Origin of the sequence: Streptomyces kanasensis, from assembly GCF_043077165.1 — a bacterium.
Lineage (GTDB): Bacteria > Actinomycetota > Actinomycetes > Streptomycetales > Streptomycetaceae > Streptomyces > Streptomyces changanensis.
In genome coordinates, this window is the sequence record NZ_JBIBSF010000003.1 from 471952 (window position 1) to 494128 (window position 22177).

Consider the following 22177-nt stretch of genomic DNA (forward strand, 5'->3'; position numbering starts at 1 on the left):
AGGAAGGCACATCGTGGCCGAGCAGCTGTACGCCACCCTGAAGACGAACCACGGCGACATCGAGGTCCGGCTCCTGCCGGACCACGCGCCGGTCACGGTCCGGAACTTCGTCGAGCTCGCCAAGGGTGAGCGCGAGTGGACGAACCCGGCGACGGGTCAGAAGACCACCGACCCGCTGTACGACGGCACGGTCTTCCACCGGGTGATCAGCGGTTTCATGATCCAGGGCGGTGACCCGCTGGGCAACGGCACGGGTGGGCCGGGGTACGAGTTCAAGGACGAGTTCCACCCGGACCTGGGCTTCAACAAGCCCTACCTGCTGGCCATGGCCAACGCGGGACCGGGCACCAACGGCTCGCAGTTCTTCATCACCGTCGCGCCGACGACCTGGCTGACCGGCAAGCACACCATCTTCGGCGAGGTCACCAGCGAGGCCGGCAAGAAGGTCGTGGACGCCATCGCGGCCCTCCGGACCAACCCGCGCACCGACCGTCCGGTGGAGGACGTGGTCATCGAGTCCGTGGTCGTCGAGTCCCGCTGACCGACCGACCGCGGGCGACCATCCCGGTCACCCGGCCCGCCGGCCCGCCGGCCACCGGACGCCCGGTCCACCGGCCGGTCGCCTGGCCCACCGGCCACCCGGCCCGCCTGCGCCGGCCCCGGTTCCCGGGGTTGCCGCTCCGCCGGGGAGCCGTCCACGGTCCGCCCGGGAACCTTTCCGCCCCGCCCGTCCGTAAGGATGGGCGGGGCGTTGGTACGCGCACGACGACGAGGGGATCCCCATGGAGCAGGACCAGGCGCCGCAGCACGGGCTGTCGAGCTGCTACCGCCACCCGGGGGTGGAGACCGGTATCCGGTGCACGCGCTGCGAGCGGCCGATCTGCCCGGACTGCATGGTCGAGGCGTCGGTGGGCTTCCAGTGCCCGGAGTGCGTGCGGAGCGGGTCGGGCACGGGGCACGGCGCGGCGGCCGCACGTCCCCGCAACATCGCGGGCGGCCCCCTCACGGCCGGCGATCCCCACCTCGTCACCAAGGTGCTGATCGGGGCGAACGCGCTGGTCTTCCTGGCCGGCCTGTTCGTCGCCGACTTCGTCGACCGGACGCTGCTCATCGGTCTCGCCTACGACCTCCAGCTGGGCCGGGTGATCGGCGTCGCCGACGGCGAGTGGTACCGGATGGTGACGTCGGTCTTCCTGCACCAGGAGGTCTGGCACATCGGCTTCAACATGCTGGGCCTGTGGGTGCTCGGCGGTCCGCTGGAGGCGGCGTTCGGCCGCGTCCGGTACCTGGCGCTGTTCCTGCTGTCGGGCCTGGCGGGCAGCGCCCTGACCTATGTGGTCGCGGCGCCGAACCAGGGCTCCCTCGGCGCGTCCGGCGCGGTGTTCGGGCTGATGGGCGCGACGTTCGTCATGGTGCGGCGGCTGCGGTACGACCTGCGGCCGGTGCTGGGGCTGATCGCCCTGAACGTCCTCATCACGGCGGTCTTCCGGGACACCATCGCCTGGGAGGCGCACCTGGGCGGCCTGGTCGCGGGGGCGGTCATCGCGTACGGCCTGGTGAGCGGCCCGCGGGAGCGGCGGCCCGTGGTGCAGTGGGGCGTCTGCGCGCTGGTGCTGGTGGCGACCGTCGGCATGACCGTGATGAGAACGGCCGCGCTCAGCTGAGCACCGGCTTTCCCCATAGTTGTCCACAGCCTGTGACGGCTTCGCTGCCGCCTGTCGGGAACACCCGTGCCCCTCGTCGCTGACCTGGGTCTTTTCGGTGCGGCGAGGGGCGCTACGGCTGTGCTCGGGTGCGTCGCGCAGTCACATCGGCGTCAACATCATGCGGGTTATCCACAGATGGTCTGACCTTTTCCACGGCTGTGTACAACGCTGTGGATAACCCTCACGAGTGCTTGACGTGAGAGGACGCTTCCGCTACTTCCACTGGGTCGAGACGGCGAAGCCGGCGGCGATGAAGCCGAAGCCGACGGCGACGTTCCAGTTCCTCAGCGACTCCATGGGCAGCGTGCCGTCGGTGACGAAGAAGACCACGATCCACGCCAGCCCGATCGCGAAGAGCGCCAGCATGACCGGGGCGACCCAGCTGTGGTTGGTCAGCTTGATGGCGGTCGCCTGCTTCGCGGCGGGGGGCGGCGTGAAGTCGGCCTTCTTGCGGATACGTGACTTCGGCACGAGGGACTCTCCTGTCGATGCGCTGCGTGACCGCGCGGAAACGGTGACTTTGGCTGGTAATGGGCTCGGGGCGAGGTGGCCCGCCTCCTCGCCCAGGCGTCCGTTAGCGTAGTGCTTCGGCGACGCCTAAGGAGATAAGGGTACGTTGAGCAATTCAGCCGACTCTCCCACGGGAGCCGCCCGGCGCGGGAAGTGGCGGCCGGTACGGCTGCTGACGGCTGCCGTGTTCGCGCTCGCGGGCCTGATCTTCGTCACGAGCTTCAACACGGCCAAGGGCACCAACATCCGCACGGACGACTCCCTGTTGCGCCTCTCCGATCTCGTCCTGGACCGCAGTGAGAAGAACAAGGAGCTGGAGGAGACCACGGCGGCCGTGCGCGAGGAGGTCGACGGGCTCGCCCGCCGCGACGCCGGCTCCAGCGAGGCCGAGGACGCCCGGCTCGGAGCCCTGGAGAAGGCGGCCGGTACCACCGAGGTCTCCGGCGACGGCCTCACCGTCACGCTCAACGACGCCCCGCCGGACGCCCGCGCCGCCCCCGGATACCCCGAGCCGCAGGCCAACGACCTGGTGATCCACCAGCAGGACCTCCAGGCCGTCGTCAACGCCCTCTGGCAGGGCGGCGCACGGGGCATCCAGGTCATGGACCAGCGGCTGATCTCCACCAGCGCGGTCCGCTGCGTCGGCAACACCCTGATCCTCCAGGGCCGCGTCTACTCCCCGCCCTACCGGATCACCGCCGTCGGGAACACCGGCAAGCTGCGCCGGGCCCTCGCGCTCTCCCCCGCGGTCCAGAACTACCAGCTGTACGTGAAGGCGTACGGGCTCGGCTGGCAGGTCGACTCGCGCGGCGCCATGACGCTGCCCGGCTACACCGGCACCGTCGACCTGCGCTACGCCGAGCCGGCCGCCTGACCGGGTGGTGCCCCGGGCCCCTGCTCCCGGGGCCGTCCTGCTCCGCCCGTCCCCCCTGCCCGTCCGCCCCTGCCCGTCCGCCCCTGTCCGTCCGGCGGCTGGGGCGGGGCTGGGGGAGGGCGGGGCAGGGTGGGCCGGGGCGTGTGACGCGGGCCGAGCGGGCGGCTTTCCACAGCCGCCCCACCGGAGGGGGTTCGCCCCGTACTCTGGTGCGGTATCGAACGGAAGGGACAGCAGACGTCATGTACGGCTGGATCTGGCGGCATCTCCCGGGCAACGCGTGGGTGCGATCGGTCATCGCGCTCCTGCTCGGCCTCGGGGTCGTCTTTCTCCTCTTCCAGTACGTGTTCCCGTGGGCGGAGCCGCTGCTTCCGTTCAATGATGTGACGGTGGACGGTCAGTGAGCGCGCGCATCCTCGTCGTCGACAACTACGACAGCTTCGTCTTCAACCTCGTCCAGTACCTGTACCAGCTCGGCGCCGAGTGCGAGGTGGTGCGCAACGACGAGGTCGAGCTCCGCCACGCCCAGGACGGCTTCGACGGCGTCCTGCTGTCGCCCGGCCCGGGTACGCCCGAGGAGGCCGGCGTGTGCGTGGACATGGTCCGGCACTGCGCCGCCACGGGCGTACCGGTCTTCGGTGTCTGCCTCGGCATGCAGTCCATGGCCGTCGCGTACGGCGGCGTGGTCGACCGCGCGCCCGAGCTGCTGCACGGCAAGACCTCCCCGGTGGTCCACGGGGGCAAGGGCGTCTTCACCGGTCTGCCCTCGCCGTTCACCGCGACGCGCTACCACTCCCTGGCCGCCGAGCCCGCCACGCTCCCGGACGTCCTGGAGGTCACGGCGCGCACGGAGGACGGGATCATCATGGGGCTGCGCCACCGGGAGCACGCCGTGGAGGGCGTCCAGTTCCACCCCGAGTCGGTGCTCACCGAGCACGGTCACCTGATGCTCGCCAACTGGCTGGAGCAGTGCGGTGACACCGGGGCGGTCGGCCGTTCCGCGGGTCTCGCGCCGGTGGTGGGCAAGGCCGTCGCGTGACCCCCGGGCGTCCCGGGCACGCCGCGGGGGGCGAGCAGGAGGGGCCGCCCTGGTACCGGGCGACTAACGCACCGGACCAGGAGCCGGGATTCGAGCCGGCACAGCAGCCCGCGCCGGTCCAGCAGCCCGGGCAGTGGCCGCAGCAGCCGTACGCGGCGCCCGCCGGGCCCCTCGCGGACCCCGCAGCCGCCCCCGGCCCGTACGAAGCCCCGTACGAGCCGTACGGGACGGCCCAAGAGGCCCCGTACGCGGCGTACGGGCCCCACGACGACCGTCAGGCGCCGCAGGGCCGTCACGGCCGGCACGCCCGCCCGCAGCCCGCCACACGGCCGCAGGAGCCCGTTCACGGCGAGCAGTCGCCGGGGCACGGGGAGCCGCCCTACGACGCGCAGCCCGCGTACCCGGAGGCGGCGGCCTACGGTGACCAGGCGGCGCACGGACGGCGGCCCCCGGCGTACCGGCAGCGGGCCGCGGCGGAGTACGACCAGGCCGCCCGGCCCCCCGGCGTCGACGCGACGGCCGTGCTCGCGCCCGTGACGGACGGGCCGGCCCCGCCGACCGCCGACACCCCGCCGACCGCGGGCCGCCCGGCGTCGGCGGACACCCCACCCGCCGGCGGCCGCGCCGAGCGGCGGCGCGCCGCGAAGTCCCGGGGTCGCCGCCGCGCGCCCGCGTCCCCGGCGCCCGCCGCGGCGCCCGCCTCCGGCACGCCCATGTCCCGCGTCGAGGCGCGCCGGGCCGCCCGGGCGGCCAAGGAGGGCTTCGGCGTGATCGCCAGCCGGGTGATGGGCGAGGTCTTCATCACCTTCGGCGTGCTGATGCTCCTCTTCGTCGCCTACCAGCTGTGGTGGACCAACGTGCAGGCCGGGCTGGAGGTCGACAGGGCCAAGGACCGCATCGCGGAGGACTGGGCGAAGGGCGGGGGCACCGGAGAACCGGGCGTGTTCGAGGCGGGTGAGGGCTTCGCCATACTCCACATCCCCAAGCTCGACGTCGCCGTGCCCGTCGCCGAGGGCATCGACAAGGAGAAGGTGCTCGACAAGGGCATGGCCGGCCATTACGCCGAAGGCGCCCTGAAGACCGCCATGCCCTCCGACAAGCAGGGCAACTTCGCCGTGGCGGGCCACCGCAACACGCACGGCGAGCCCTTCCGGTACATCAACCAGCTGCGGCCCGGCGACCCCATCGTCGTCGAGACGAGGGACGCGTACTACATCTACGAGATGGCGAGTATCCTGCCGCAGACTCCGCCCTCGAACGTCTCGGTGCTCAAGCCCGTCCCCGACGGATCCGGCTTCACCGGACCGGGCCGGTACCTCACCCTGACCACCTGCACCCCGGAGTTCACCAGCACCTACCGCATGATCGTGTGGGGGAAGATGGTGGAAGAACGGCCGCGCAGCAAGGGTGTACCGGACGCGCTAGCGGGCTGACACCTCAAGACGGGACAGAAGTAGTGGCACGTGCGCGCAGCCGGATCGCCGGCGTCATCAGTGTCTTCGGCGAACTGCTGATCACCGCAGGCGTGCTGATGGGGCTGTTCGTCGTCTACTCGCTGTGGTGGACCAACGTCCTGGCCGACCGCGAGGCGGACGCGCAGGGCGACGCGGTGCGCGACAGCTGGTCCGACACCGGGCCGGGCGCCCTCGACACCAAGGGCGGCGTCGGCTTCCTGCACGTACCGGCCATGGGCGGCGACGAGGTGCTGGTCAAGGCGGGCACCAGTGCGGACGTCCTCAACCACGGTGTCGCCGGCTACTACACCGAGCCGATCAAGTCGGCGCTCCCGCAGGACCGCACGGGCAACTTCACCCTCGCCGCGCACCGCGACGGCCACGGGGCGAAGTTCCACAACATCCACAAGCTGAAGTCCGGTGACCCGATCGTCTTCGAGACGAAGGACACCTGGTTCGTCTACAAGGTCTACGAGACGCTGCCGAAGACCTCGCGGTTCAACGTGGACGTCCTCCAGCCCGTCCCCAAGGAGTCCGGCCGCACCAAGCCCGGCCGGTACATCACGCTCACGACCTGCACGCCGATCCTGACCTCCGACTTCCGCTACATCGTCTGGGGCGAGCTCGTGCGCACGCAGAAGGTCGACGGGGACCGGACGAAGCCGGCCGAGCTGCGCTGACCGTTCCCCCCCCCCCCCCGCACCACCGGACCCTCGCGCCACCCCGCCCCGCCACCGCACCACCGCACCACCGCACCACCGCGCCCCGCCCTGACGGGGCGATCAGGGCGTCCGGGGCGTCCGGGGCGACCGGGACGATCACGGCAAACGGCAACGGCGGAGGCCCGGCCCCCTGCGCAGGGGGCCGGGCCTCCGCCGGCTGTCGTCGCGGGCCCGCGGGCCCGGCGGTCTCGCGGGCCGTTACGGCTCGGTGCGGAAGACCGAGCCGGTGACACCGCCGAACCAGCCGGAGTCGCCGCCCTCGCCGTCGTTGTCACCGCCGTTGCCGTTGCCACCGTTGTTCCCGCCCAGGCCCTGGGTCTTCACGGTGACGGTGTCGTTCGGGTTCGCCTTGCTGCCGGGCTTCGGGTCCTGGTCGACGACGAACACCGCGTCGTTGTCCGGTCCCTCGGAGACGGCCAGCTGCAGACCCCGCTGCGCCAGCACCTGCTTGGCCTGGCCCAGCAGCATGCCGGTGACCTGCGGCACCTCGACCTTCTGCTGCTGCGGCCCCTTCGAGACCTTCAGCGTGACCGTCGAACCCTCGGAGACCCGCTCGTCCGGCTTCGGGTTCTGGTCGATGACCTGGCCCGCCGGCTGCTCGCCGTCCACGTCCTCGCGGACGACCTGGAACTTCAGCGTCTCCAGCTGCGCCTTCGCGTTGTCGAACTGGCTGTCGATGACCCGGGGGACCGACACCTTGCCCTTGACGGCGATGGTGAGGGTGACCTCGGTGCCCTTCTCGTGCTCCGTGCCACCCTCGGGGTCCTGCTTGATGACCGTGCCCTCGGGCTTCTCCGACTCCTGCGTCTCGACCTTGACCTCGAACCCCTCGCCCTCGAGGTTGGTGGTCGCCAGCTCCTTCGACTGCTCCATGACGTTGGGCACCTTGACCTTGGCCGTGCCCTCCGACAGCCAGAGGTTGATGGTGCCGTTCTCGTCCATCGTCGCGCTGCCGTCGGCCGCCGGGTCCTGGCGGCAGACGGAGCCCTTCGGCTGCTCGCACGTCTCGCTGCCCGCCTGGGTCACCTTCAGGCCCGAGCTGGTCGCCGTGGTCTGCGCGTCCTGGAGCGTCTTGCCGACCAGGGCCGGGACGGTGACCTGCTTGGGGTCGTCGCTGCTGAAGACGACCTTGCCGATCAGGATCGCGCCGACCAGCACGAGGATGCCCGCGAGGACCAGCAGGATCGTGGAGAGGTTCGACTTCTTCTGCGGCTGGCGCCGACGGCCGGCGCCGCGGTCGTCGTACCCGTAACCGCCGTCGTCCGGGTTCATGGGCGGCAGCATCGACGTCTGCGCGCCCGGGTCCACCGGGTGTCCGGCGCCGGTGTGCTGATCGGGGTGCGGATAGCCGTAACCGCCCGGTACCCCTATGGCGCCCATCGCCGCCGTGGCCGCGACCGGCTGCCCGTCCAGGCACGCCTCGATGTCGGCGCGCATCTCGTCGGCCGACTGGTAGCGGTAGTCCGGGTCCTTGACCAGCGCCTTCAGGACGATCGCGTCCATCTCGGGCGTGATCTCGGGGTCGAAGTTGCTGGGCGGCTGCGGTTCCTCACGCACGTGCTGGTAGGCGACCGCGACCGGGGAGTCACCGATGAACGGCGGGCGGACGGTCAGCAGCTCGTACAGGAGGCAGCCCGTGGAGTACAGGTCGGAGCGGGCGTCGACCTGCTCGCCCTTCGCCTGCTCCGGGGAGAGGTACTGGGCGGTGCCGATCACGGCCGCCGTCTGCGTCATGGTCATGCCGGCGTCGCCCATGGCGCGGGCGATGCCGAAGTCCATGACCTTGACCTGGCCGGTCCGGGTCAGCATGACGTTGGCCGGCTTGATGTCGCGGTGGACGATGCCGGCGCGGTGGGAGTACTCCAGCGCCTGGAGGATGCCGACGGTCATCTCCAGCGTCCGCTCGGGCAGCAGCTTGCGCCCGGAGTGCAGCAGCTCGCGCAAGGTGGAGCCGTCCACGTACTCCATCACGATGTACGGGATGGAGACGCCGTCGACGTAGTCCTCGCCCGTGTCGTACACCGCGACGATCGCCGGATGGTTGAGCGAGGCGGCCGACTGGGCCTCACGGCGGAACCGGGCCTGGAAGGACGGGTCACGGGCCAGATCGGCCCGCAGCGTCTTCACGGCGACGGTGCGGCCGAGCCGGGTGTCGTGGGCGAGGTAGACCTCGGCCATGCCACCACGGCCGAGCACCGAGCCCAGCTCGTACCGGCCGCCGAGGCGACGCGGCTCTTCCATAACTGTTCCAGCCCTCTCCGTCAGTCCCGGCCGCAACCGTCTGAGTGGTCCGGCGGTGTGCTGTCCGCGCACAGGCTACCGGCCACGGGAAGCTGATCACCCCGTGACCGAAAGCTGATACGGGACCGGTACACATCCACCGGGTCACCCGCGGGCGTCGAGTACCGCCTTCATCACGGACCGGGCGATCGGGGCGGCCAGGCCGCCGCCGCTGATGTCGTCGCGGGTCGCGTCGGAGTCCTCGACGACCACAGCGACGGCGACGGGGGAGCCGCTGTCGGTCTTCGCGTAGGAGATGAACCACGCGTACGGGCGGGCCTTGTTCTTCTCGCCGTGCTGGGCCGTACCGGTCTTGCCGCCGACGGCCACGCCGTTGATGGCGGCGTTCTTGCCGGTGCCGTTCTCGACGACGTTCTCCATCATCTTCTGGACGAGCTGCGCCGTCTCCGGCGACATCGGGCGGCTCATCTCCTCGGGCTCGTTCCGCTCGATGACGTCGAGGTTCGGAGCGACGAGCTGGTCGACCATGTACGGCTTCATCAGCTTGCCGTCGTTGGCGATGGCCGCCGTGACCATGGCCATCTGGAGCGGTGTCGTCGCCGTGTTGAACTGGCCGATGGAGGACAGGGCGTTGCCGCCGCGGTCCATGGTCTTGTCGTAGACGGAGGCCGAGGCGCGGACCGGGGTGTCGATCTCCGCGTTGTTGAAGCCGAACTTCTCGGCCATCTCGACCATCTTGTCGCGGCCGACCTCGTCACCGAGCTTCGCGAAGACCGAGTTGCACGACCACTGCATCGCGTAGTTGAGGGTGGCGTTCTCGCAGCCCTGGGCGTGGTTCTTCATCGGCACGGTCGACAGCGGCAGCAGGTACGGCTCCGGCGTGTCCGTCGGCGCGTCGATGTCCTTGATCTTGCCGTTCTCGAGCGCCGCGGCGGCCGTGAGCACCTTGAACGTCGAGCCGGGCGGGTAGATCTCGCGCAGCGCGCGGTTCTGCTTCGGCTTGTTCTTGTCCTTGTCGAGCGCGATCCACGCCTTCTCGTCCTCGGCCTGGTAGCCGGCGAAGGTGGAGGGGTCGTACGACGGCGTGGACGCCAGCGCGAGGATCTTGCCCGTCTGCGGGTCGATGGCCGCGACGGCGCCCTTCTTCTTGCCGAGCCCCTCGAAGGCGGCCTTCTGTGCGGCGCCGTTGAGGGTCGTGACGACGTTGCCGCCCTTCTTCGTGTCGCCGGTGAACATGGAGAGCGTGCGGTCGAAGAAGAGCCGGTCGTCGTTGCCGGTGAGGATCGTGTCGTGCAGCTTCTCCAGCTGGTTGGCGTCGTACGCCTGCGAGGCGTACCCCGTGACCGGCGCCCACATGGGGCCGTTCACGTAGGTGCGCTTGTACTTGTACAGCGGGTCCTTCGAGTCGACGGAGCCGGTGATCGGCTTGCCGTCGACAATGATGTCGCCGCGGACGGAGGCGTACCGCTCGATCGTCACGCGCTTGTTGCGCGGGTGCTTGTTCAGCTCGTCGCTGCGGACGAACTGGACCCAGTTGTCCCGCAGGAGCAGCGCGAGCACCAACAGGCCGCAGAAGATCGCGATGTGGCGCAGGGGCTTGTTCACGGACGGACCACCTGGGTCATCTCGGCGTCGGGGGACGGGGCGGGGGACGGCGCCGGACGCCGCGCGGTGTCGCTGATCCGGAGGAGGATCGCGATCAGCGCCCAGTTGGCGATCACGGACGAACCGCCGTACGCGAGGAACGGCATGGTCATGCCGGTCAGCGGGATGAGGCCCATCACGCCGCCGGCGACCACGAAGATCTGGAGCGCGAACGCGCCGGAAAGGCCGGTCGCGAGGAGCTTGCCGAAGGGGTCCCGCGCCGCGAGCGCCGTGCGGATGCCGCGCTCCACGATCAGGCCGTAGAGGAGGAGGAACGCCATGACGCCGGCCAGGCCGAGCTCCTCGCCGACGGTGGCGAAGATGAAGTCGGAGTTGGCGGCGAAGCCGATGAGGTCGGAGTGGCCCTGGCCGAGGCCCGTGCCGAGCGTGCCGCCGGAGCCGAAGGACATCAGCACCTGGGACATCTGGTCGCAGGCGGCCAGCATGTTGGAGCCCTCGGGAGCCGTCTTCAGACAGCCGAACGGGTCGAGCCACGCGGCGACGCGGGACTGGACGTGACCGGCGAACGAGCTGACGACGACCGCGCCGCCCACCGCCATCAGCAGACCCATGACGATCCAGCTGGTCCGCTCCGTCGCCACGTACAGCATGATCACGAACATGCCGAAGAAGAGCAGCGACGTACCGAGGTCGTTCTCGAAGACCAGGATGAGCAGGCTGACGACCCAGATCGTGATGATCGGGCCGAGGTCGCGGCCGCGGGGCAGGTAGAGGCCCATGAAGCGGCGGCTGGCGAGCGCGAGGGCGTCCCGCTTGACCATCAGGTAGCCGGAGAAGAAGACCGCGATGACGATCTTCGCGAACTCGCCGGGCTGGATGGAGAACGGGCCGACCCTGATCCAGATCTTGGCGCCGAACACGTCGGTGCCGAGGCCGGGGACGAGCGGCAGCAGCAGCAGGACGATCGCCGCCACCATCGAGATGTACGTGTAGCGCTGGAGGACGCGGTGGTCCTTCAGGAAGACCAGCACCAGCAGGAACAGCGCCACGCCGATCGCCGAGTACAGCAGCTGCTGCGGGGCGTCCCCGCTGTGGCTCCCGTAGCGGCGCATGGAGTCGGCGATGAGGCGCGGCGACTGGTCGAGGCGCCAGATCAGCACGAGGCCGAGGCCGTTGAGCAGGGTGGCGAGGGGCAGCAGCAGCGGGTCCGCGTACTTGGCGAAGCGCCGCATCAGCAGGTGCGCGATGCCGGCGAGGAGACCCAGCCCGACGCCGTAGCCGAGCATGCCCGCCGGGATCTCGCCGTCGAGGGCGAGGCCCACGTTCAGGTACGCGAAGACCGGGATCGCGACGGCGAATCCGAGCAGCACCAGTTCGGTGTTGCGGCGGCTTGGCGCGTCGATCGCGCCGATGGTGGTCGTGTTGGTGACAACGCTCATGGTGGTGAAAAGGCCCCCCTACGGGTGCTTACTGCTTGCCGCAGTTCGAGGCCAGCCTCTTCTCGTCCTCGGTGAGGGTGGGGCCCGGGGAGGGGACGGCTGCGGTGGACGGCTTGGGCTTGGTGGAGCCTGCGGCACCCGTGGTGCCACCGGCCTGCTCCTCGCTGGGCGGCGTGGCGGGGGTCGCCGCGGCGGCCTTGCGGGCCTGCTCCTGCTTGCGGCAGGCACTCGCCTGGGTGCCCAGCTCCTTGATCTTGGCCTCGGCCTTCGCCCGGCTGCCGCCGGCGATCGTCTCCTCGACCTGCTTCTGCTGGTAGGCGGGGAGGTACTTGAGTTCGATGTCGGGGCGGTCCTTCTCGACCTCCGACAGCGAGACCCACGCCAGGTCCTGGCTGATGCCGCGGAAGAGCGCGACATGACCCTCGTTGGCGCCGACGTAGTACTGGGTCTGCGTCCAGCGGTAGCCGCCGTACGCGCCGCCGCCGATCAGCGCCAGCACCAGCAGGGCGAAGAAGATCCGCTTGAACCATCTGCGGCCGGTGCGCGGCTTGCTCAGCTCCGCGTCGCCGTACGCGCCGTAACCGCCGCCCTCCGGGGGCATGCCGTCGTAGCCGATGTCCTCGCCGCTGCCGGGCGGGCCGAAGCCGCCGGCCGGCGGCTGCCGGCTCCCGCGCCCCAGACCGGACGCGCGGCCCGCCGGGGTCTGCATGGCGCCGCCGTCGTTGAGCTGCTGCTGGTTCTCGGCGACCGCGCCGACGACCACGGGCGTGTCGCTCAGCCGACCGGCGAGGGTGTCGCCGCCGTCGACGTCCAGGACGTCCGCGATGATCACCGTGATGTTGTCCGGGCCGCCGCCGCGCAGCGCGAGCTGGATGAGCTCCTGCACGGTCTCCTGCGGGCCCTGGTAGCTGGCGAGCGTCTCCTCCATCGTCTGGTGGGAGACGACGCCCGAGAGGCCGTCGGAGCAGATGAGGTACCGGTCGCCGGCGCGGACCTCGCGGATCGACAGGTCGGGTTCGACGTGGTCGCCACTGCCCAGGGCGCGCATCAGAAGGGAGCGCTGCGGGTGGGTGGTGGCCTCCTCCTCGGTGATCCGGCCCTCGTCGACGAGGCGCTGCACCCAGGTGTGGTCCTGCGTGATCTGCGTCAGGGCGCCGTCGCGCAGGAGGTACGCGCGGGAGTCGCCCACGTGGACCAGGCCGAGTCGCCGGCCGGTCCACAGCAGGGCGGTGAGGGTGGTCCCCATGCCTTCGAGCTGGGGGTCCTCCTCGACCATCATGCGCAGCTGGTCGTTGGCGCGCTGCACCGCCGTGCCGAGCGAGGTGAGGATGTCGGAGCCCGGGACGTCGTCGTCGAGCGTGACGAGCGTGGAGATCACCTCGGAGGACGCCACCTCGCCCGCCGCCTGGCCGCCCATGCCGTCGGCGATGGCGAGCAGGCGGGGGCCGGCATAACCGGAGTCCTCGTTGCCCTCGCGGATCATGCCCTTGTGCGACCCGGCGGCGAAGCGCAGTGACAGACTCATGCGCACCTGCCCTGTCGACTCTGCCTCGGGGTACAGCCGGTCTCGAGCCACACTGCCCACCCTCCGGTCGGGAGCCCCCTCCGGTCCTCCCGGACCGCTGCGGCTCGCTCGCTCCGCTCGCTCATTGTCGTACTACTTCCGCAGCTCGATGACGGTCTTGCCGATGCGGATCGGCGCGCCCAGCGGAATCGGGGTCGGCGTGGTGAGTCGGGTCCGGTCGAGATAGGTGCCGTTCGTGGACCCGAGATCCTCGACGATCCACTGGCCGTCACGGTCCGGGTAGATCCTGGCATGCCGACTGGAGGCGTAGTCGTCGTCCAGCACGATCGTGGAGTCGTGGGCGCGGCCCAGCGTGATGGTCTGGCCCTGGAGGGCGACCGTCGTGCCGGTGAGCGTGCCCTCGGACACGACGAGTTTGGTGGGGGCGCCGCGGCGCTGCCGCTGCTGCGGCGGTGCCGCCGCCCCCTGGCGGCCGCTCTGCTGCGGGCGCGCGGCCTCGCGGCGCGAACCGCGCTGCGTGACCCGCGTGCCGAACAGGTCGCTGCGGATGACCTGGACGGCCACGATGACGAACAGCCACAGTACGGCGAGGAAACCCAACCGCATGACCGTGAGGGTCAGCTCTGACATTGCCCCCGCTTCACCCTTCGGCTTGCCGGTAAACGATGGTGGTGCTGCCCACGACGATCCGCGAGCCGTCGCGGAGCGTAGCGCGGGTGGTGTGCTGCCCGTCCACCACGATGCCGTTGGTGGACCCCAGATCCTGGATCGTCGAGGGCGTTCCGGTCCGGATCTCGCAGTGACGGCGGGATACGCCGGGGTCGTCGATCCGCACGTCGGCGTCGGTGCTGCGACCCAGCACCAGGGTGGGGCGGGAGATCTGGTGGCGCGTGCCGTTGATCTCGATCCAGCGGCGCGCCTGGCCGGCGCCCGGGGCGTGGCCCGAGGCGCCCGGCGGGCGGTGCGCCGCGGGGCCGGGACGGGGCGCCGCCCCCGCGCCGCCGGGCGGTGGAGCCGCCGGCATCGGCGGGGCGGCCGCGGGCGGGTAGCCGTAGCCGCCGGGGCGGCCGGCCTGGCCCGGGGGCGGGCCCGCCGGGCCCGGGTGTCCGCCGTCGACCGGCTGCGCCGACTGCGACGAGCTGGACGCGAGCGTGCGGCTGCGGACCCGGTACAGGCCGGTGTCGAGGTCGTCGGCCTTCTCCAGGTGGACCTTGATGGGGCCCATGAACGTGTAGCGCTGCTGCTTGGCGTAGTCCCGGACCAGGCCGGCGAGCTCGTCACCGAGCTGGCCCGAGTACGGGCTCAGCCGCTCGTAGTCCGGCGTGCTCAGCTCGACGATGAAGTCGTTCGGGACGACCGTCCGCTCGCGGTTCCAGATCGTGGCGTTGTTGTCGCACTCGCGCTGGAGGGCCCCGGCGATCTCGACAGGCTGGACCTCGGACTTGAAGACCTTGGCGAAGGTGCCGTTGACCAGGCCTTCGAGACGCTGCTCGAACCGCTTCAGGACTCCCATGGGGCACCTCCTCCGTCGTTGCCGTCCTGGTACTGCTCACTGATCGTATCCACGCGTCGGGAAATCGGCTGGTTCCCCTTCTCTGCCCTGTGGACGAGTGTCACCTCTCACATCTCCCACACGGATCGTAGAGGCGGCCTGTGGACAGTGTCCCGCACCCGGGGCACACCCGGGATGAGTGGGGGGCGAGCCGTTCCGTTCCCACCCGTACCGATCGGCCGGCGGCGGGTTTCTCCATGTGAGCTCTCCGTGCGTCCCGTGGTGGGTCTGGTGGGCGTGGCGGGTCGGGTGGGCGTTGGTGTCGTCGGGGGTGGGTGTCGTCGGGGGTGGGCGTCGGCGTGGTCGGGTGTCGGCGGGGTCGTCGGTGTCGGTGTGGTCGGGTGTCCGCGGTCGCCGAGGGTGTCGGGCCGACCGCGCGTGACCGTCTCCCTCCTCCTTGTTCGTCCTCCGGGCCCTCGAAACAACGGATGTGAATCCACCCCGTCCGACGTGCTAATCTTCAGATGTCGCCAGGCGGTCGCACCGAACGAGGTGGGGCCCCGAACGACAACACCCAATGCGCGGGTGGCGGAATAGGCAGACGCGCTGGATTCAGGTTCCAGTGCCCGAAAGGGCGTGGGGGTTCAACTCCCCCCTCGCGCACCACAGGAGACAGGGTCTCCACCAGGACGAAAGTCCGGGTGGGGGCCCTGTTTCGTTGTGCGGTGGTCGCCTCGCGCCGGAGTGTCCGGGTGCTTCCCCGGCGATGGTCGCTGAGCGTCCGACGATGTGTCCGGCGGTGGTCGGACGGTTTGTCCGCCGGTTGTCCACAGGGGGAGACGGGCGGTGGGCGGAGGAGTACGGTCGTCGGCACTGCCGGTGAGTGGACGTGGGGGAAGTGGGGCGCATGGACGAGATCCGGGCTGCGGTGCCCGCGCAGCGGACGGGCAGCGGCGGTGCCGCCGGCACCGGGTCGGGTAGGCCTGGTGCTGGTGCTGGTGCTGGTGCTGGTGCTGGTGCTGGTGCTGGTGCTGGTGCTGGTGCTGCGGGCGCGGGTGATGCGGTGGGGCGGATTCCGGTGGTACCGGGGTTCGCGCGGCGTGCGCCGGGCGCGTACGGGCCGGGCGGGCCGGAGGGGCCCAAGAAGCGCGGCAAGGCCCTGCGCGGGCGGGTGCCGCGGTCGGCGCACGACGCACTGGAGCTGAGGGCCGGGCGGCCCGACGCCGTGCTCGCGGTGGAGCAGTCGAGCCAGGGCCGGGTGCCGGCGCTCGCACCGATACGGGTGGGGCGCATGGCGTCGACGCCGTTCGCGTTCCTGCGCGGGGCGGCGGGGCTCATGGCGCACGACTTGGCGGCGACGCCGGTCACCGGGATCGGCGCCCAGATATGCGGGGACGCGCACGCCGCGAACTTCGGCCTCTACGGGGACGCGAGCGGCCGGCTCGTCATCGACCTGAACGACTTCGACGAGACCGTCGTCGGCCCCTGGGAGTGGGACGTCAAGCGGCTCGCCACCTCGCTGGTGCTGGCGGGGCGGGAGGCGGGCGCAGACGAGGACGTGTGCCGTGCCGCCGCGTACGACACGGTGGGCGCCTACCGCCGCACCATGCGGCTGCTGGCGCGGATGCCCGTCCTGGACGCCTGGAACGCCATCGCCGACGAGGAGCTCGTCTCGTACACGGACGCGCGTGACCTGCTGGGCACGCTGGAGCGCGTGTCGGAGAAGGCCCGGCGGAACACGAGCGCCCGGTTCGCCGCCCGGTCCACGGAACCCTGCGAGGACGGCGTCCGCCGCTTCGTGGACACCCCGCCGGTGCTGCGGCGCGTGGGGGACGAGGAGGCCGCGGCGGTCGCGGCGGCCCTCGGACCGTACCTGGAGACGCTGCCGCCCGACCGGCTGCCGCTGCTCGCCCGGTACGCCATCCACGACGTGGCCTTCCGGGTGGTGGGCACGGGCAGCGTCGGCACCCGGTCGTACGTGGTGCTGCTGCTGGACCACCGGGGCGAGCCGCTGGTGCTCCAGGTGAAGGAGGCCCGGCCGTCGGCGCTCCTGCCGTACCTGCCGGAGGCCGGCTTCGACGTCGAGGAGCCCGGACACGAGGGGCGCCGGGTCGTGCTGGGGCAGAAGCGGATGCAGGTGGTCAGCGACAGCCTGCTGGGGTGGACGAGCGTGGAGGGGCGGCCTTACCAGGTGAGGCAGTTCCGCAACCGCAAGGGGAGTGTGGACCCGACGGCGCTCTCCGCCGACCAGATCGACGACTACGGGCGGATGACCGGTGCGCTGCTGGCGCGGGCGCACGCGCACAGCGCCGACCCGAGGCTCGTGGCGGCGTACTGCGGCAAGAGCGACGAGCTGGACGCGGCGGTGGCCGGCTTCGCCGTGGCGTACGCCGACCGCACCGAGGCCGACCACGCGGATCTGGTCGCCGCCGTACGCGCCGGCCGGATCGCCGCCGAGCTGGGCGTGTGACGGGTGGGTGCCGTGCGCCCGTAGTCTGGTCGGGTGACGACCCCGAGCGACGACGTGACCGGCGCCCCCGAGGCAGCGGAAGCCCACCGGGCCGCCGGGGCTCCGCAAGGCCCCGAGACGCCCGAGACTCCTGAAGCCACCGAGGCTCCTGAAGCGCCAGAGGCTCCTGAAGCCACCGGGGCTTCTGAAGCGCCTGAGGCCCCTGCAGCGGCTGAGCCTGCTGAGGCGCCTGAGGCGCGACTGGCGCGGGCCGTGCGTGCGGCCGAGCAGGCGCTGATCGAGTTCGAGATCGCGGTGGAGACCTTCCGCGTCGAGGTGGAGAACTTCTCCCGCCTGCACCACCAGAAGCTCGGCCCGATGTACGCGCGCCTCGACGAGCTGGACGCGCTGATCGCCGAGGCGCGGGCGGCGCGGACCGGCGACCCCGACGACCTGCGCAAGGCGCGGGAGGCTCGGGCCATGGTCATGCCGATGCCGGGTGTGGACGAGCTCTTCCACAGCTGGATCGACTCCGACGGCCTGTCCCCGGAGGCCTCGGCGATGCTGAACGAGCAGCCCGTCCAGGCGCCCCGGCGGGTCCGGCCCAGCGACGAGGTGCGTCGGATCTACCGCGACCTGGTCCGCAAGGCCCACCCCGACCTGGCCACCGAGGACGGGGAGCGCACGCGGCGGGACGAGTTCATCACCCGGGTCAACGCCGCGTACGCGCGCGGGGACGAGGCGCTGCTGCGCGAGCTGGCCGCGGAGTGGGCGGCGGGCCCGGCACCCGCGGTGCCGCTGCTGAGCGAGAGCGAGGAGCTGTACGCCCGTCTGGAGTGGCTGGCGCACCGCAAGGAGCTGCTGGCGGCGGCCGCGCGTGAGCTGGAGGACAGCGCGATCGGTGCGATGCTGCGCATGGCCCCCGACGACCCGGACCGGCTCCTCGACGAGGTCGCCGAACAGTTGCTGACCCAGGTCTCCGAGCGCGAGGCGGAACTCGCGGGCCTGACCGGATCCCCGCAACAGCCCTGAGTGGAAGGACGCACAGATGAACTTCGCACCGCTGCCCACCGTGGACGTCGCGTCCGTACCGGGTGACGCGTTGATCCTCGACGTACGGGAGGCCGACGAGTGGGCGGCCGGTCACGTCGACGGCGCCCTGCACGTGCCGATGAGCGACTTCGTCGCCCGCTTCGGCGAGGTGACGGAGGCGGTGGCCGGCGGGCGGCGCGCCTATGTGATGTGCCGGGTCGGCGGCAGGTCCGCGCAGGTGACCCAGTACCTGGTGCAGCAGGGCGTCGACGCGGTGAACGTCGACGGCGGCATGCTGGCCTGGGAGGGCGCGGGCCGCCCGATGGTGACCGACCACGACGGCCCGGCGACCGTCGTCTGACGCCGGAGCCGAGCCGGAGTCACCACCGGTGGGCGCCGCCCGGTCGGAGGCGCCCGGCGACCGGGGGCCGTCTCGCCGTCCGGAGCGGACGGCGGGACGTCAGCGGTCGAAGTCCAGCTCCACCTGCGGTGTCGTCGGGTGGGACTGGCAGGCCAGGACGTATCCGGCGTCCGTCTCCTCCGACTCCAGGGCGTAGTTGCGGTCCATCCGCACCTCGCCCGTGACGAGGAACGCCCGGCAGGTGCCGCACACGCCGCCCTTGCAGGCGTAGGGCGCGTCCGACCTGCTGCGCAGCACCGTCTCCAGGAGGGTCTCGCCCTCCAGGACGGGCCAGGTCCCGGACCGGCCGTCGAGGGTCGCGGTCAGCGTGGCGCCGGTCACGTCCCCCGGGGCCCGCCGTGCCGTGGAGGAGCCGTCGTCCACGTGGAAGATCTCCTGGTGGACGCGGCCGCGCTGGACGCCGAGTCCGCGCAGGGCCCGCTCGGCGCCCTGGACGAGCCCGAACGGGCCGCACAGGTACCAGCCGTCCACGTCCTCCACGGGGAGCAGCGCCGGCAGCAGCCCGGACAGGCGCTCCTCGTCCAGCCGGCCCGACGGCAGACCCGTCTGCTGCTCCTCCCGGGACAGCACCGTCACCAGCTGGAAGCGGTCCGGGTAGCGGTCCTTGAGGTCGGCGACCTCGTCCAGGAACATCGTCGAGGCGGCCGTGCGGTCGCTCCGGACCAGGCAGAACCGGGCCCCGGGCTCCCGGGCCAGCAGGGTCGCCGCGATGGACAGCACCGGGGTGATGCCGCTGCCGCCGACGATCGCCGCGAAGTACCCGGGCCGCGGCGCCAGGACGAACCGGCCCATCGGCTCCATGACCTCCACGGTGTGGCCCACCGCGAGTTCCTTGAGGGCGTAGGTGGAGAACTCGCCGCCCTCGACGAGCCGGATGCCCACCCGCAGCACCGGTTCCTCACCGGCGGGGGCGGCCGGTGAGCAGATCGAGTACGTGCGGCGGACCTCCAGGCCGTCGGCGGAGAACCGGCGCATCGTCAGGTGCTGGCCGGGGGTGTGGCGGAACGCCTCCCGCGACTCCGGTGGGACGGCGAGGGTGACGGCCACCGAGTCGTCCGTGAGCCGCTCGACCTCGCTCACCCGGAGCGGATGGAACATCTACAACTCCTTGAAGTGGTCGAAGGGTTCGCGGCAGGTGGCGCAGCGGCGCAGCGACTTGCACGCGGTCGAGGAGAACCTGCTGAGCAGCTCGGTGTCGGTCGAGCCGCAGTGCGGGCAGCGGATGGCGAGGGTGAGGGACACCGGCCCGTCCGGCTGCCGCTGAGGACGGGGCGGGGCTATGCCGAACTCGGCGAGCTTGCGTCGTCCTTCGTCGCTGATGTCGTCGGTGGACCAGGCGGGGGAGAGGACCGTGACCACGGACACCTCGGCCACGCCGTGGTCGTGGAGGATCCGCTCGATGTCCGAGGCCATCGCCTCGACCGCCGGGCATCCGGTGTAGGTGGGGGTCAGTTCGACCGTCACACGGCCCGGGCCGTCGATCCGCACGCCCTTGAGGACGCCGAGGTCCTCCAAGGTGAGGACGGGCAGTTCGGGGTCGGGTACCGAACCGGCCAGCCGGCTCAGTTCCTGCTCGAGCGGCGTCGCGGTCACCACGACGCCCCCGGGTGGCTGCGGTGCAGGTGCTGCATCTCGGCGAGCATCCGGCCGAACGGCTCGGTGTGCAGGCCCTGGCGGCCGGCGCCCGCGGTCCACCCCGTGGCGCGCGGTCCCTCGGGCAGGCTCAGGGTGGCCCGGTCCAGGACCGCGGCGACCGAGGTGAGCCAGTCGGCCTCCAGCTCCCGCCAGTCGATGTCGACGCCGTCCAGGGGCTGGAACAGCTCGCCGGTGTACCGCCACAGCGCGTCACACGCCGTCTGCATCCGGTCGTGGCTCTCCTGGGTGCCGTCACCGAGGCGGAGCGTCCACTGCTCGGCGTGGTCCTGGTGGTAGGCGACCTCCTTGACCGCCTTCGCGGCCAGGCCCCGCAGCGTCTCGCGGGTCACGTCACCGGTGTCGGGCACGGTGGCGGCGACGCGGCCGTAGAGGAGCCGCTGGTAGGTGGAGAAGTACAGCTGGCGGGCGATGGTGTGGGCGAAGTCGCCGTTCGGCTGCTCGACCAGTTGGGCGTTGCGGAAGGCCCGCTCCTCGCGGAGGAAGGCGAGCTCGTCCTCGTCCCCGACGAGGGAGAGCAGGACGCGGGCCTGGCCGAGCAGGTCGAGGGCGATGTTCGCGAGGGCGACCTCCTCCTCCAGCACCGGGGCGTGCCCCGCCCACTCCCCCAAGCGGTGCGACAGCACCAGGGCGTCGTCGCCGAGGGCGAGGGCCGCCGTGTGCAGGGTGGTCGTCACAGGTGCTGCACCCCCTCGGGGATCTCGTAGAAGGTGGGGTGCCGGTAGGGCTTGTCGGCCGCGGGCTCGAAGAAGGAGTCCTTCTCGTCGGGGGACGAGGCCGTGATCGCCGCGGAGGGGACGACCCAGACGGAGACGCCCTCGCTGCGCCGGGTGTAGAGGTCCCGGGCATTGCGCAGGGCCAGCTCGGCGTCGGGGGCGTGCAGGCTGCCGGCGTGGGTGTGGGACAGCCCGCGGCGCGAGCGCACGAACACCTCCCACAGCGGCCAGTCGCTCGTCGTCATGCCGTCGCCTCCCCGGTCTTCCCGGACGTGCCGCCCGTGGTCCGATCGCTGTGCTTCGCGGCGTACGCGGTCGCCGCCTCCCTCACCCACGCGCCCTCTTCGTGGGCGCGCCGGCGCTGGGTGATCCGCTGGTCGTTGCACGGGCCGTTGCCCTTCAGGACCTCGCGGAACTCGGACCAGTCGATGGTGCCGAAGTCGTAGTGGCCGCGCTCCTCGTTCCACCGGAGGTCCGGGTCGGGGAGGGTGAGGCCGAGGGACTCGGCCTGCGGCACGCAGATGTCGACGAAGCGCTGGCGCAGCTCGTCGTTGGAGTGGCGCTTGATCTTCCAGGCCATGGACTGGGCGGAGTGCGCCGACTCGTCGTCGGGCGGGCCGAACATCATCAGCGAGGGCCACCACCAACGGTTCACGGCGTCCTGCGCCATCGCGTGCTGGGCGGGGGTGCCGCGGGAGAGGGCGAGGAGCGCCTCGTACCCCTGGCGCTGGTGGAAGGACTCCTCCTTGCAGACGCGGACCATCGCGCGGGCGTACGGCCCGTAGGAGCAGCGGCACAGCGGCACCTGGTTGGTGATCGCGGCGCCGTCCACGAGCCAGCCGATGGCGCCGACGTCGGCCCAGGTAAGCGTGGGGTAGTTGAAGATCGACGAGTACTTCTGGCGGCCGGAGTGGAGCTTGTCCAGGAGCTCGTCGCGACTGGCTCCGAGGGTCTCCGCGGCGCTGTACAGATACAGGCCGTGGCCCGCCTCGTCCTGCACCTTGGCCATCAGGATGGCCTTGCGGCGCAGGGAGGGCGCACGCGTGATCCAGTTCGCCTCGGGCTGCATGCCGATGATCTCGGAGTGGGCATGCTGGGCGATCTGCCGGACCAGCGTCGCCCGGTAGGCGTCCGGCATCCAGTCGCGTGGTTCGATCCGCTCGTCCGCGGCGACGGCGGCGTCGAACACCGCCTCGTACGCCTCCTGCGAGTCCGCAGTCACTGCCGTCATCGAGCCCCCTACCGACCGATCGTTCGGTTGAATGACTTCAATGGTGAGTCGAGGGCCCGTATGGTGTC

The 22177-nt window shown here is 71.5% G+C and carries 22 protein-coding genes, 1 tRNA gene and 1 pseudogene; 11 read left to right on the top strand and 13 right to left on the bottom strand.

Annotation, left to right across the window (positions count from 1 at the left end; translation table 11 throughout):
* The first annotated feature begins 13 nt into the window (after positions 1–13).
* Complete coding sequence (locus tag ACF053_RS10975; protein WP_391953571.1) at positions 14–541, top strand: peptidylprolyl isomerase; 528 nt, start codon at positions 14–16, stop codon at positions 539–541.
* Positions 542–782: 241 nt separating this feature from the next.
* A complete protein-coding gene (locus ACF053_RS10980; protein WP_391953572.1) occupies positions 783–1664 on the top strand; it encodes a rhomboid family intramembrane serine protease in 882 nt (293 codons plus the stop codon).
* 255 nt (positions 1665–1919) lie between these two features.
* Here the strand turns inward: ACF053_RS10980 and crgA are convergent, their stop codons facing one another.
* Positions 1920–2177 (bottom strand): cell division protein CrgA, encoded by a 258-nt coding sequence (gene crgA, locus ACF053_RS10985; protein WP_058943850.1) that lies wholly within the window; start codon positions 2175–2177, stop codon positions 1920–1922.
* A gap of 145 nt (positions 2178–2322) precedes the next feature.
* Here crgA and ACF053_RS10990 point away from each other — a divergent pair, with 145 nt between their 5' ends.
* The 5 genes from ACF053_RS10990 to ACF053_RS11010 all read left to right on the top strand — a co-directional run bounded on the left by ACF053_RS10990 (position 2323) and on the right by ACF053_RS11010 (position 6263).
* Positions 2323–3090, top strand: a complete 768-nt coding sequence (locus ACF053_RS10990) for a DUF881 domain-containing protein (RefSeq protein ID WP_391953573.1) — start codon at positions 2323–2325, stop codon at positions 3088–3090.
* A 242-nt stretch (positions 3091–3332) separates the two neighbouring features.
* Entirely contained in the window at positions 3333–3494 is a 162-nt protein-coding gene (locus tag ACF053_RS10995; protein WP_198549420.1) for a hypothetical protein, read from the top strand.
* Positions 3491–4129 carry an aminodeoxychorismate/anthranilate synthase component II gene (locus ACF053_RS11000; RefSeq protein WP_391953574.1) on the top strand — a complete coding sequence of 213 codons (639 nt, stop codon included), beginning with the start codon at positions 3491–3493 and terminating at the stop codon, positions 4127–4129. Before ACF053_RS10995 ends, ACF053_RS11000 begins: the two co-directional genes overlap by 4 nt.
* The gene (locus tag ACF053_RS11005; RefSeq protein ID WP_391953575.1) at positions 4126–5562 is read left to right on the top strand and encodes a class E sortase; all 1437 of its coding nucleotides are present in this window, start codon (positions 4126–4128) and stop codon (positions 5560–5562) included. Before ACF053_RS11000 ends, ACF053_RS11005 begins: the two co-directional genes overlap by 4 nt.
* A gap of 23 nt (positions 5563–5585) precedes the next feature.
* On the top strand, positions 5586–6263 hold the full coding sequence (locus tag ACF053_RS11010; RefSeq protein WP_391953576.1) for a class E sortase: 678 nt from the start codon (positions 5586–5588) through the stop codon (positions 6261–6263).
* A 240-nt stretch (positions 6264–6503) separates the two neighbouring features.
* On the opposite strand, the gene pknB is transcribed toward ACF053_RS11010, so the two are convergent.
* The 7 genes and pseudogenes from pknB to fhaA all read right to left on the bottom strand — a co-directional run.
* Positions 6504–8546: a Stk1 family PASTA domain-containing Ser/Thr kinase gene (pknB, locus tag ACF053_RS11015; RefSeq protein ID WP_391953577.1), complete on the bottom strand. Its 2043-nt coding sequence runs from the start codon at positions 8544–8546 to the stop codon at positions 6504–6506.
* A 144-nt stretch (positions 8547–8690) separates the two neighbouring features.
* The gene (locus ACF053_RS11020; RefSeq protein WP_391953578.1) at positions 8691–10151 is read right to left on the bottom strand and encodes a peptidoglycan D,D-transpeptidase FtsI family protein; all 1461 of its coding nucleotides are present in this window, start codon (positions 10149–10151) and stop codon (positions 8691–8693) included.
* Positions 10148–11590, bottom strand: a complete 1443-nt coding sequence (locus tag ACF053_RS11025) for an FtsW/RodA/SpoVE family cell cycle protein (protein ID WP_391953579.1) — start codon at positions 11588–11590, stop codon at positions 10148–10150. The genes ACF053_RS11020 and ACF053_RS11025 overlap by 4 nt, the downstream gene beginning before the upstream one ends.
* Before the next feature lie 28 nt (positions 11591–11618).
* The gene (locus tag ACF053_RS11030) at positions 11619–13115 is read right to left on the bottom strand and encodes a Stp1/IreP family PP2C-type Ser/Thr phosphatase (RefSeq protein WP_391953580.1); all 1497 of its coding nucleotides are present in this window, start codon (positions 13113–13115) and stop codon (positions 11619–11621) included.
* 132 nt (positions 13116–13247) lie between these two features.
* Positions 13248–13745, bottom strand: a complete 498-nt coding sequence (locus ACF053_RS11035) for an FHA domain-containing protein FhaB/FipA (protein ID WP_391953581.1) — start codon at positions 13743–13745, stop codon at positions 13248–13250.
* Between the two features lie 10 nt (positions 13746–13755).
* Entirely contained in the window at positions 13756–14139 is a 384-nt protein-coding gene (locus ACF053_RS11040) for an FHA domain-containing protein (RefSeq protein WP_391953704.1), read from the bottom strand.
* A gap of 147 nt (positions 14140–14286) precedes the next feature.
* Positions 14287–14628, bottom strand: a pseudogene (gene fhaA / locus ACF053_RS11045) (antibiotic biosynthesis regulator FhaA); the annotation flags it as partial.
* Positions 14629–15186: 558 nt separating this feature from the next.
* Between fhaA and ACF053_RS11050 the strand changes: the two are divergent.
* The 4 genes from ACF053_RS11050 to ACF053_RS11065 all read left to right on the top strand — a co-directional run bounded on the left by ACF053_RS11050 (position 15187) and on the right by ACF053_RS11065 (position 18449).
* A tRNA-Leu gene (locus ACF053_RS11050) sits at positions 15187–15273 on the top strand.
* A 241-nt stretch (positions 15274–15514) separates the two neighbouring features.
* Positions 15515–17077 carry a DUF2252 domain-containing protein gene (locus ACF053_RS11055; protein WP_391953582.1) on the top strand — a complete coding sequence of 521 codons (1563 nt, stop codon included), beginning with the start codon at positions 15515–15517 and terminating at the stop codon, positions 17075–17077.
* A gap of 33 nt (positions 17078–17110) precedes the next feature.
* Positions 17111–18088, top strand: coding sequence for a hypothetical protein (locus ACF053_RS11060; protein ID WP_391953583.1), 978 nt, complete (start codon positions 17111–17113; stop codon positions 18086–18088).
* Between the two features lie 16 nt (positions 18089–18104).
* Complete coding sequence (locus ACF053_RS11065; protein ID WP_391953584.1) at positions 18105–18449, top strand: rhodanese-like domain-containing protein; 345 nt, start codon at positions 18105–18107, stop codon at positions 18447–18449.
* 99 nt (positions 18450–18548) lie between these two features.
* On the opposite strand, the gene ACF053_RS11070 is transcribed toward ACF053_RS11065, so the two are convergent.
* Genes ACF053_RS11070 through paaA form a run of 5 tightly spaced genes read right to left on the bottom strand, consistent with a single transcriptional unit; the run spans position 18549 to position 22109 of the window.
* The gene (locus ACF053_RS11070; RefSeq protein WP_391953585.1) at positions 18549–19607 is read right to left on the bottom strand and encodes a 2Fe-2S iron-sulfur cluster-binding protein; all 1059 of its coding nucleotides are present in this window, start codon (positions 19605–19607) and stop codon (positions 18549–18551) included.
* Positions 19608–20105 (bottom strand): 1,2-phenylacetyl-CoA epoxidase subunit PaaD, encoded by a 498-nt coding sequence (gene paaD, locus ACF053_RS11075; protein ID WP_391953586.1) that lies wholly within the window; start codon positions 20103–20105, stop codon positions 19608–19610. It abuts the gene before it with no gap.
* Positions 20099–20839 carry a 1,2-phenylacetyl-CoA epoxidase subunit PaaC gene (paaC, locus tag ACF053_RS11080; protein ID WP_391953587.1) on the bottom strand — a complete coding sequence of 247 codons (741 nt, stop codon included), beginning with the start codon at positions 20837–20839 and terminating at the stop codon, positions 20099–20101. The genes paaD and paaC overlap by 7 nt, the downstream gene beginning before the upstream one ends.
* On the bottom strand, positions 20836–21123 hold the full coding sequence (gene paaB / locus ACF053_RS11085) for a 1,2-phenylacetyl-CoA epoxidase subunit PaaB (RefSeq protein WP_391953588.1): 288 nt from the start codon (positions 21121–21123) through the stop codon (positions 20836–20838). The genes paaC and paaB overlap by 4 nt, the downstream gene beginning before the upstream one ends.
* On the bottom strand, positions 21120–22109 hold the full coding sequence (paaA, locus tag ACF053_RS11090; protein WP_391953589.1) for a 1,2-phenylacetyl-CoA epoxidase subunit PaaA: 990 nt from the start codon (positions 22107–22109) through the stop codon (positions 21120–21122). The genes paaB and paaA overlap by 4 nt, the downstream gene beginning before the upstream one ends.
* Positions 22110–22177: the final 68 nt, after the last annotated feature.

Coding starts and splice junctions, on each gene's coding strand:
- ACF053_RS11070 (WP_391953585.1), bottom strand. CDS start 19,607: ATGTTCCATCCGCTCCGGGTGAGCGAGGTCGAGCGGCTCACGGACGAC.
- paaA (WP_391953589.1), bottom strand. CDS start 22,109: ATGACGGCAGTGACTGCGGACTCGCAGGAGGCGTACGAGGCGGTGTTC.
- ACF053_RS11065 (WP_391953584.1), top strand. CDS start 18,105: ATGAACTTCGCACCGCTGCCCACCGTGGACGTCGCGTCCGTACCGGGT.
- pknB (WP_391953577.1), bottom strand. CDS start 8,546: ATGGAAGAGCCGCGTCGCCTCGGCGGCCGGTACGAGCTGGGCTCGGTG.
- paaB (WP_391953588.1), bottom strand. CDS start 21,123: ATGACGACGAGCGACTGGCCGCTGTGGGAGGTGTTCGTGCGCTCGCGC.
- ACF053_RS10995 (WP_198549420.1), top strand. CDS start 3,333: ATGTACGGCTGGATCTGGCGGCATCTCCCGGGCAACGCGTGGGTGCGA.
- ACF053_RS11035 (WP_391953581.1), bottom strand. CDS start 13,745: ATGTCAGAGCTGACCCTCACGGTCATGCGGTTGGGTTTCCTCGCCGTA.
- ACF053_RS11025 (WP_391953579.1), bottom strand. CDS start 11,590: ATGAGCGTTGTCACCAACACGACCACCATCGGCGCGATCGACGCGCCA.
- ACF053_RS11040 (WP_391953704.1), bottom strand. CDS start 14,139: ATGCCGGCGGCTCCACCGCCCGGCGGCGCGGGGGCGGCGCCCCGTCCC.
- ACF053_RS11055 (WP_391953582.1), top strand. CDS start 15,515: ATGGACGAGATCCGGGCTGCGGTGCCCGCGCAGCGGACGGGCAGCGGC.
- ACF053_RS10980 (WP_391953572.1), top strand. CDS start 783: ATGGAGCAGGACCAGGCGCCGCAGCACGGGCTGTCGAGCTGCTACCGC.
- ACF053_RS11030 (WP_391953580.1), bottom strand. CDS start 13,115: ATGAGTCTGTCACTGCGCTTCGCCGCCGGGTCGCACAAGGGCATGATC.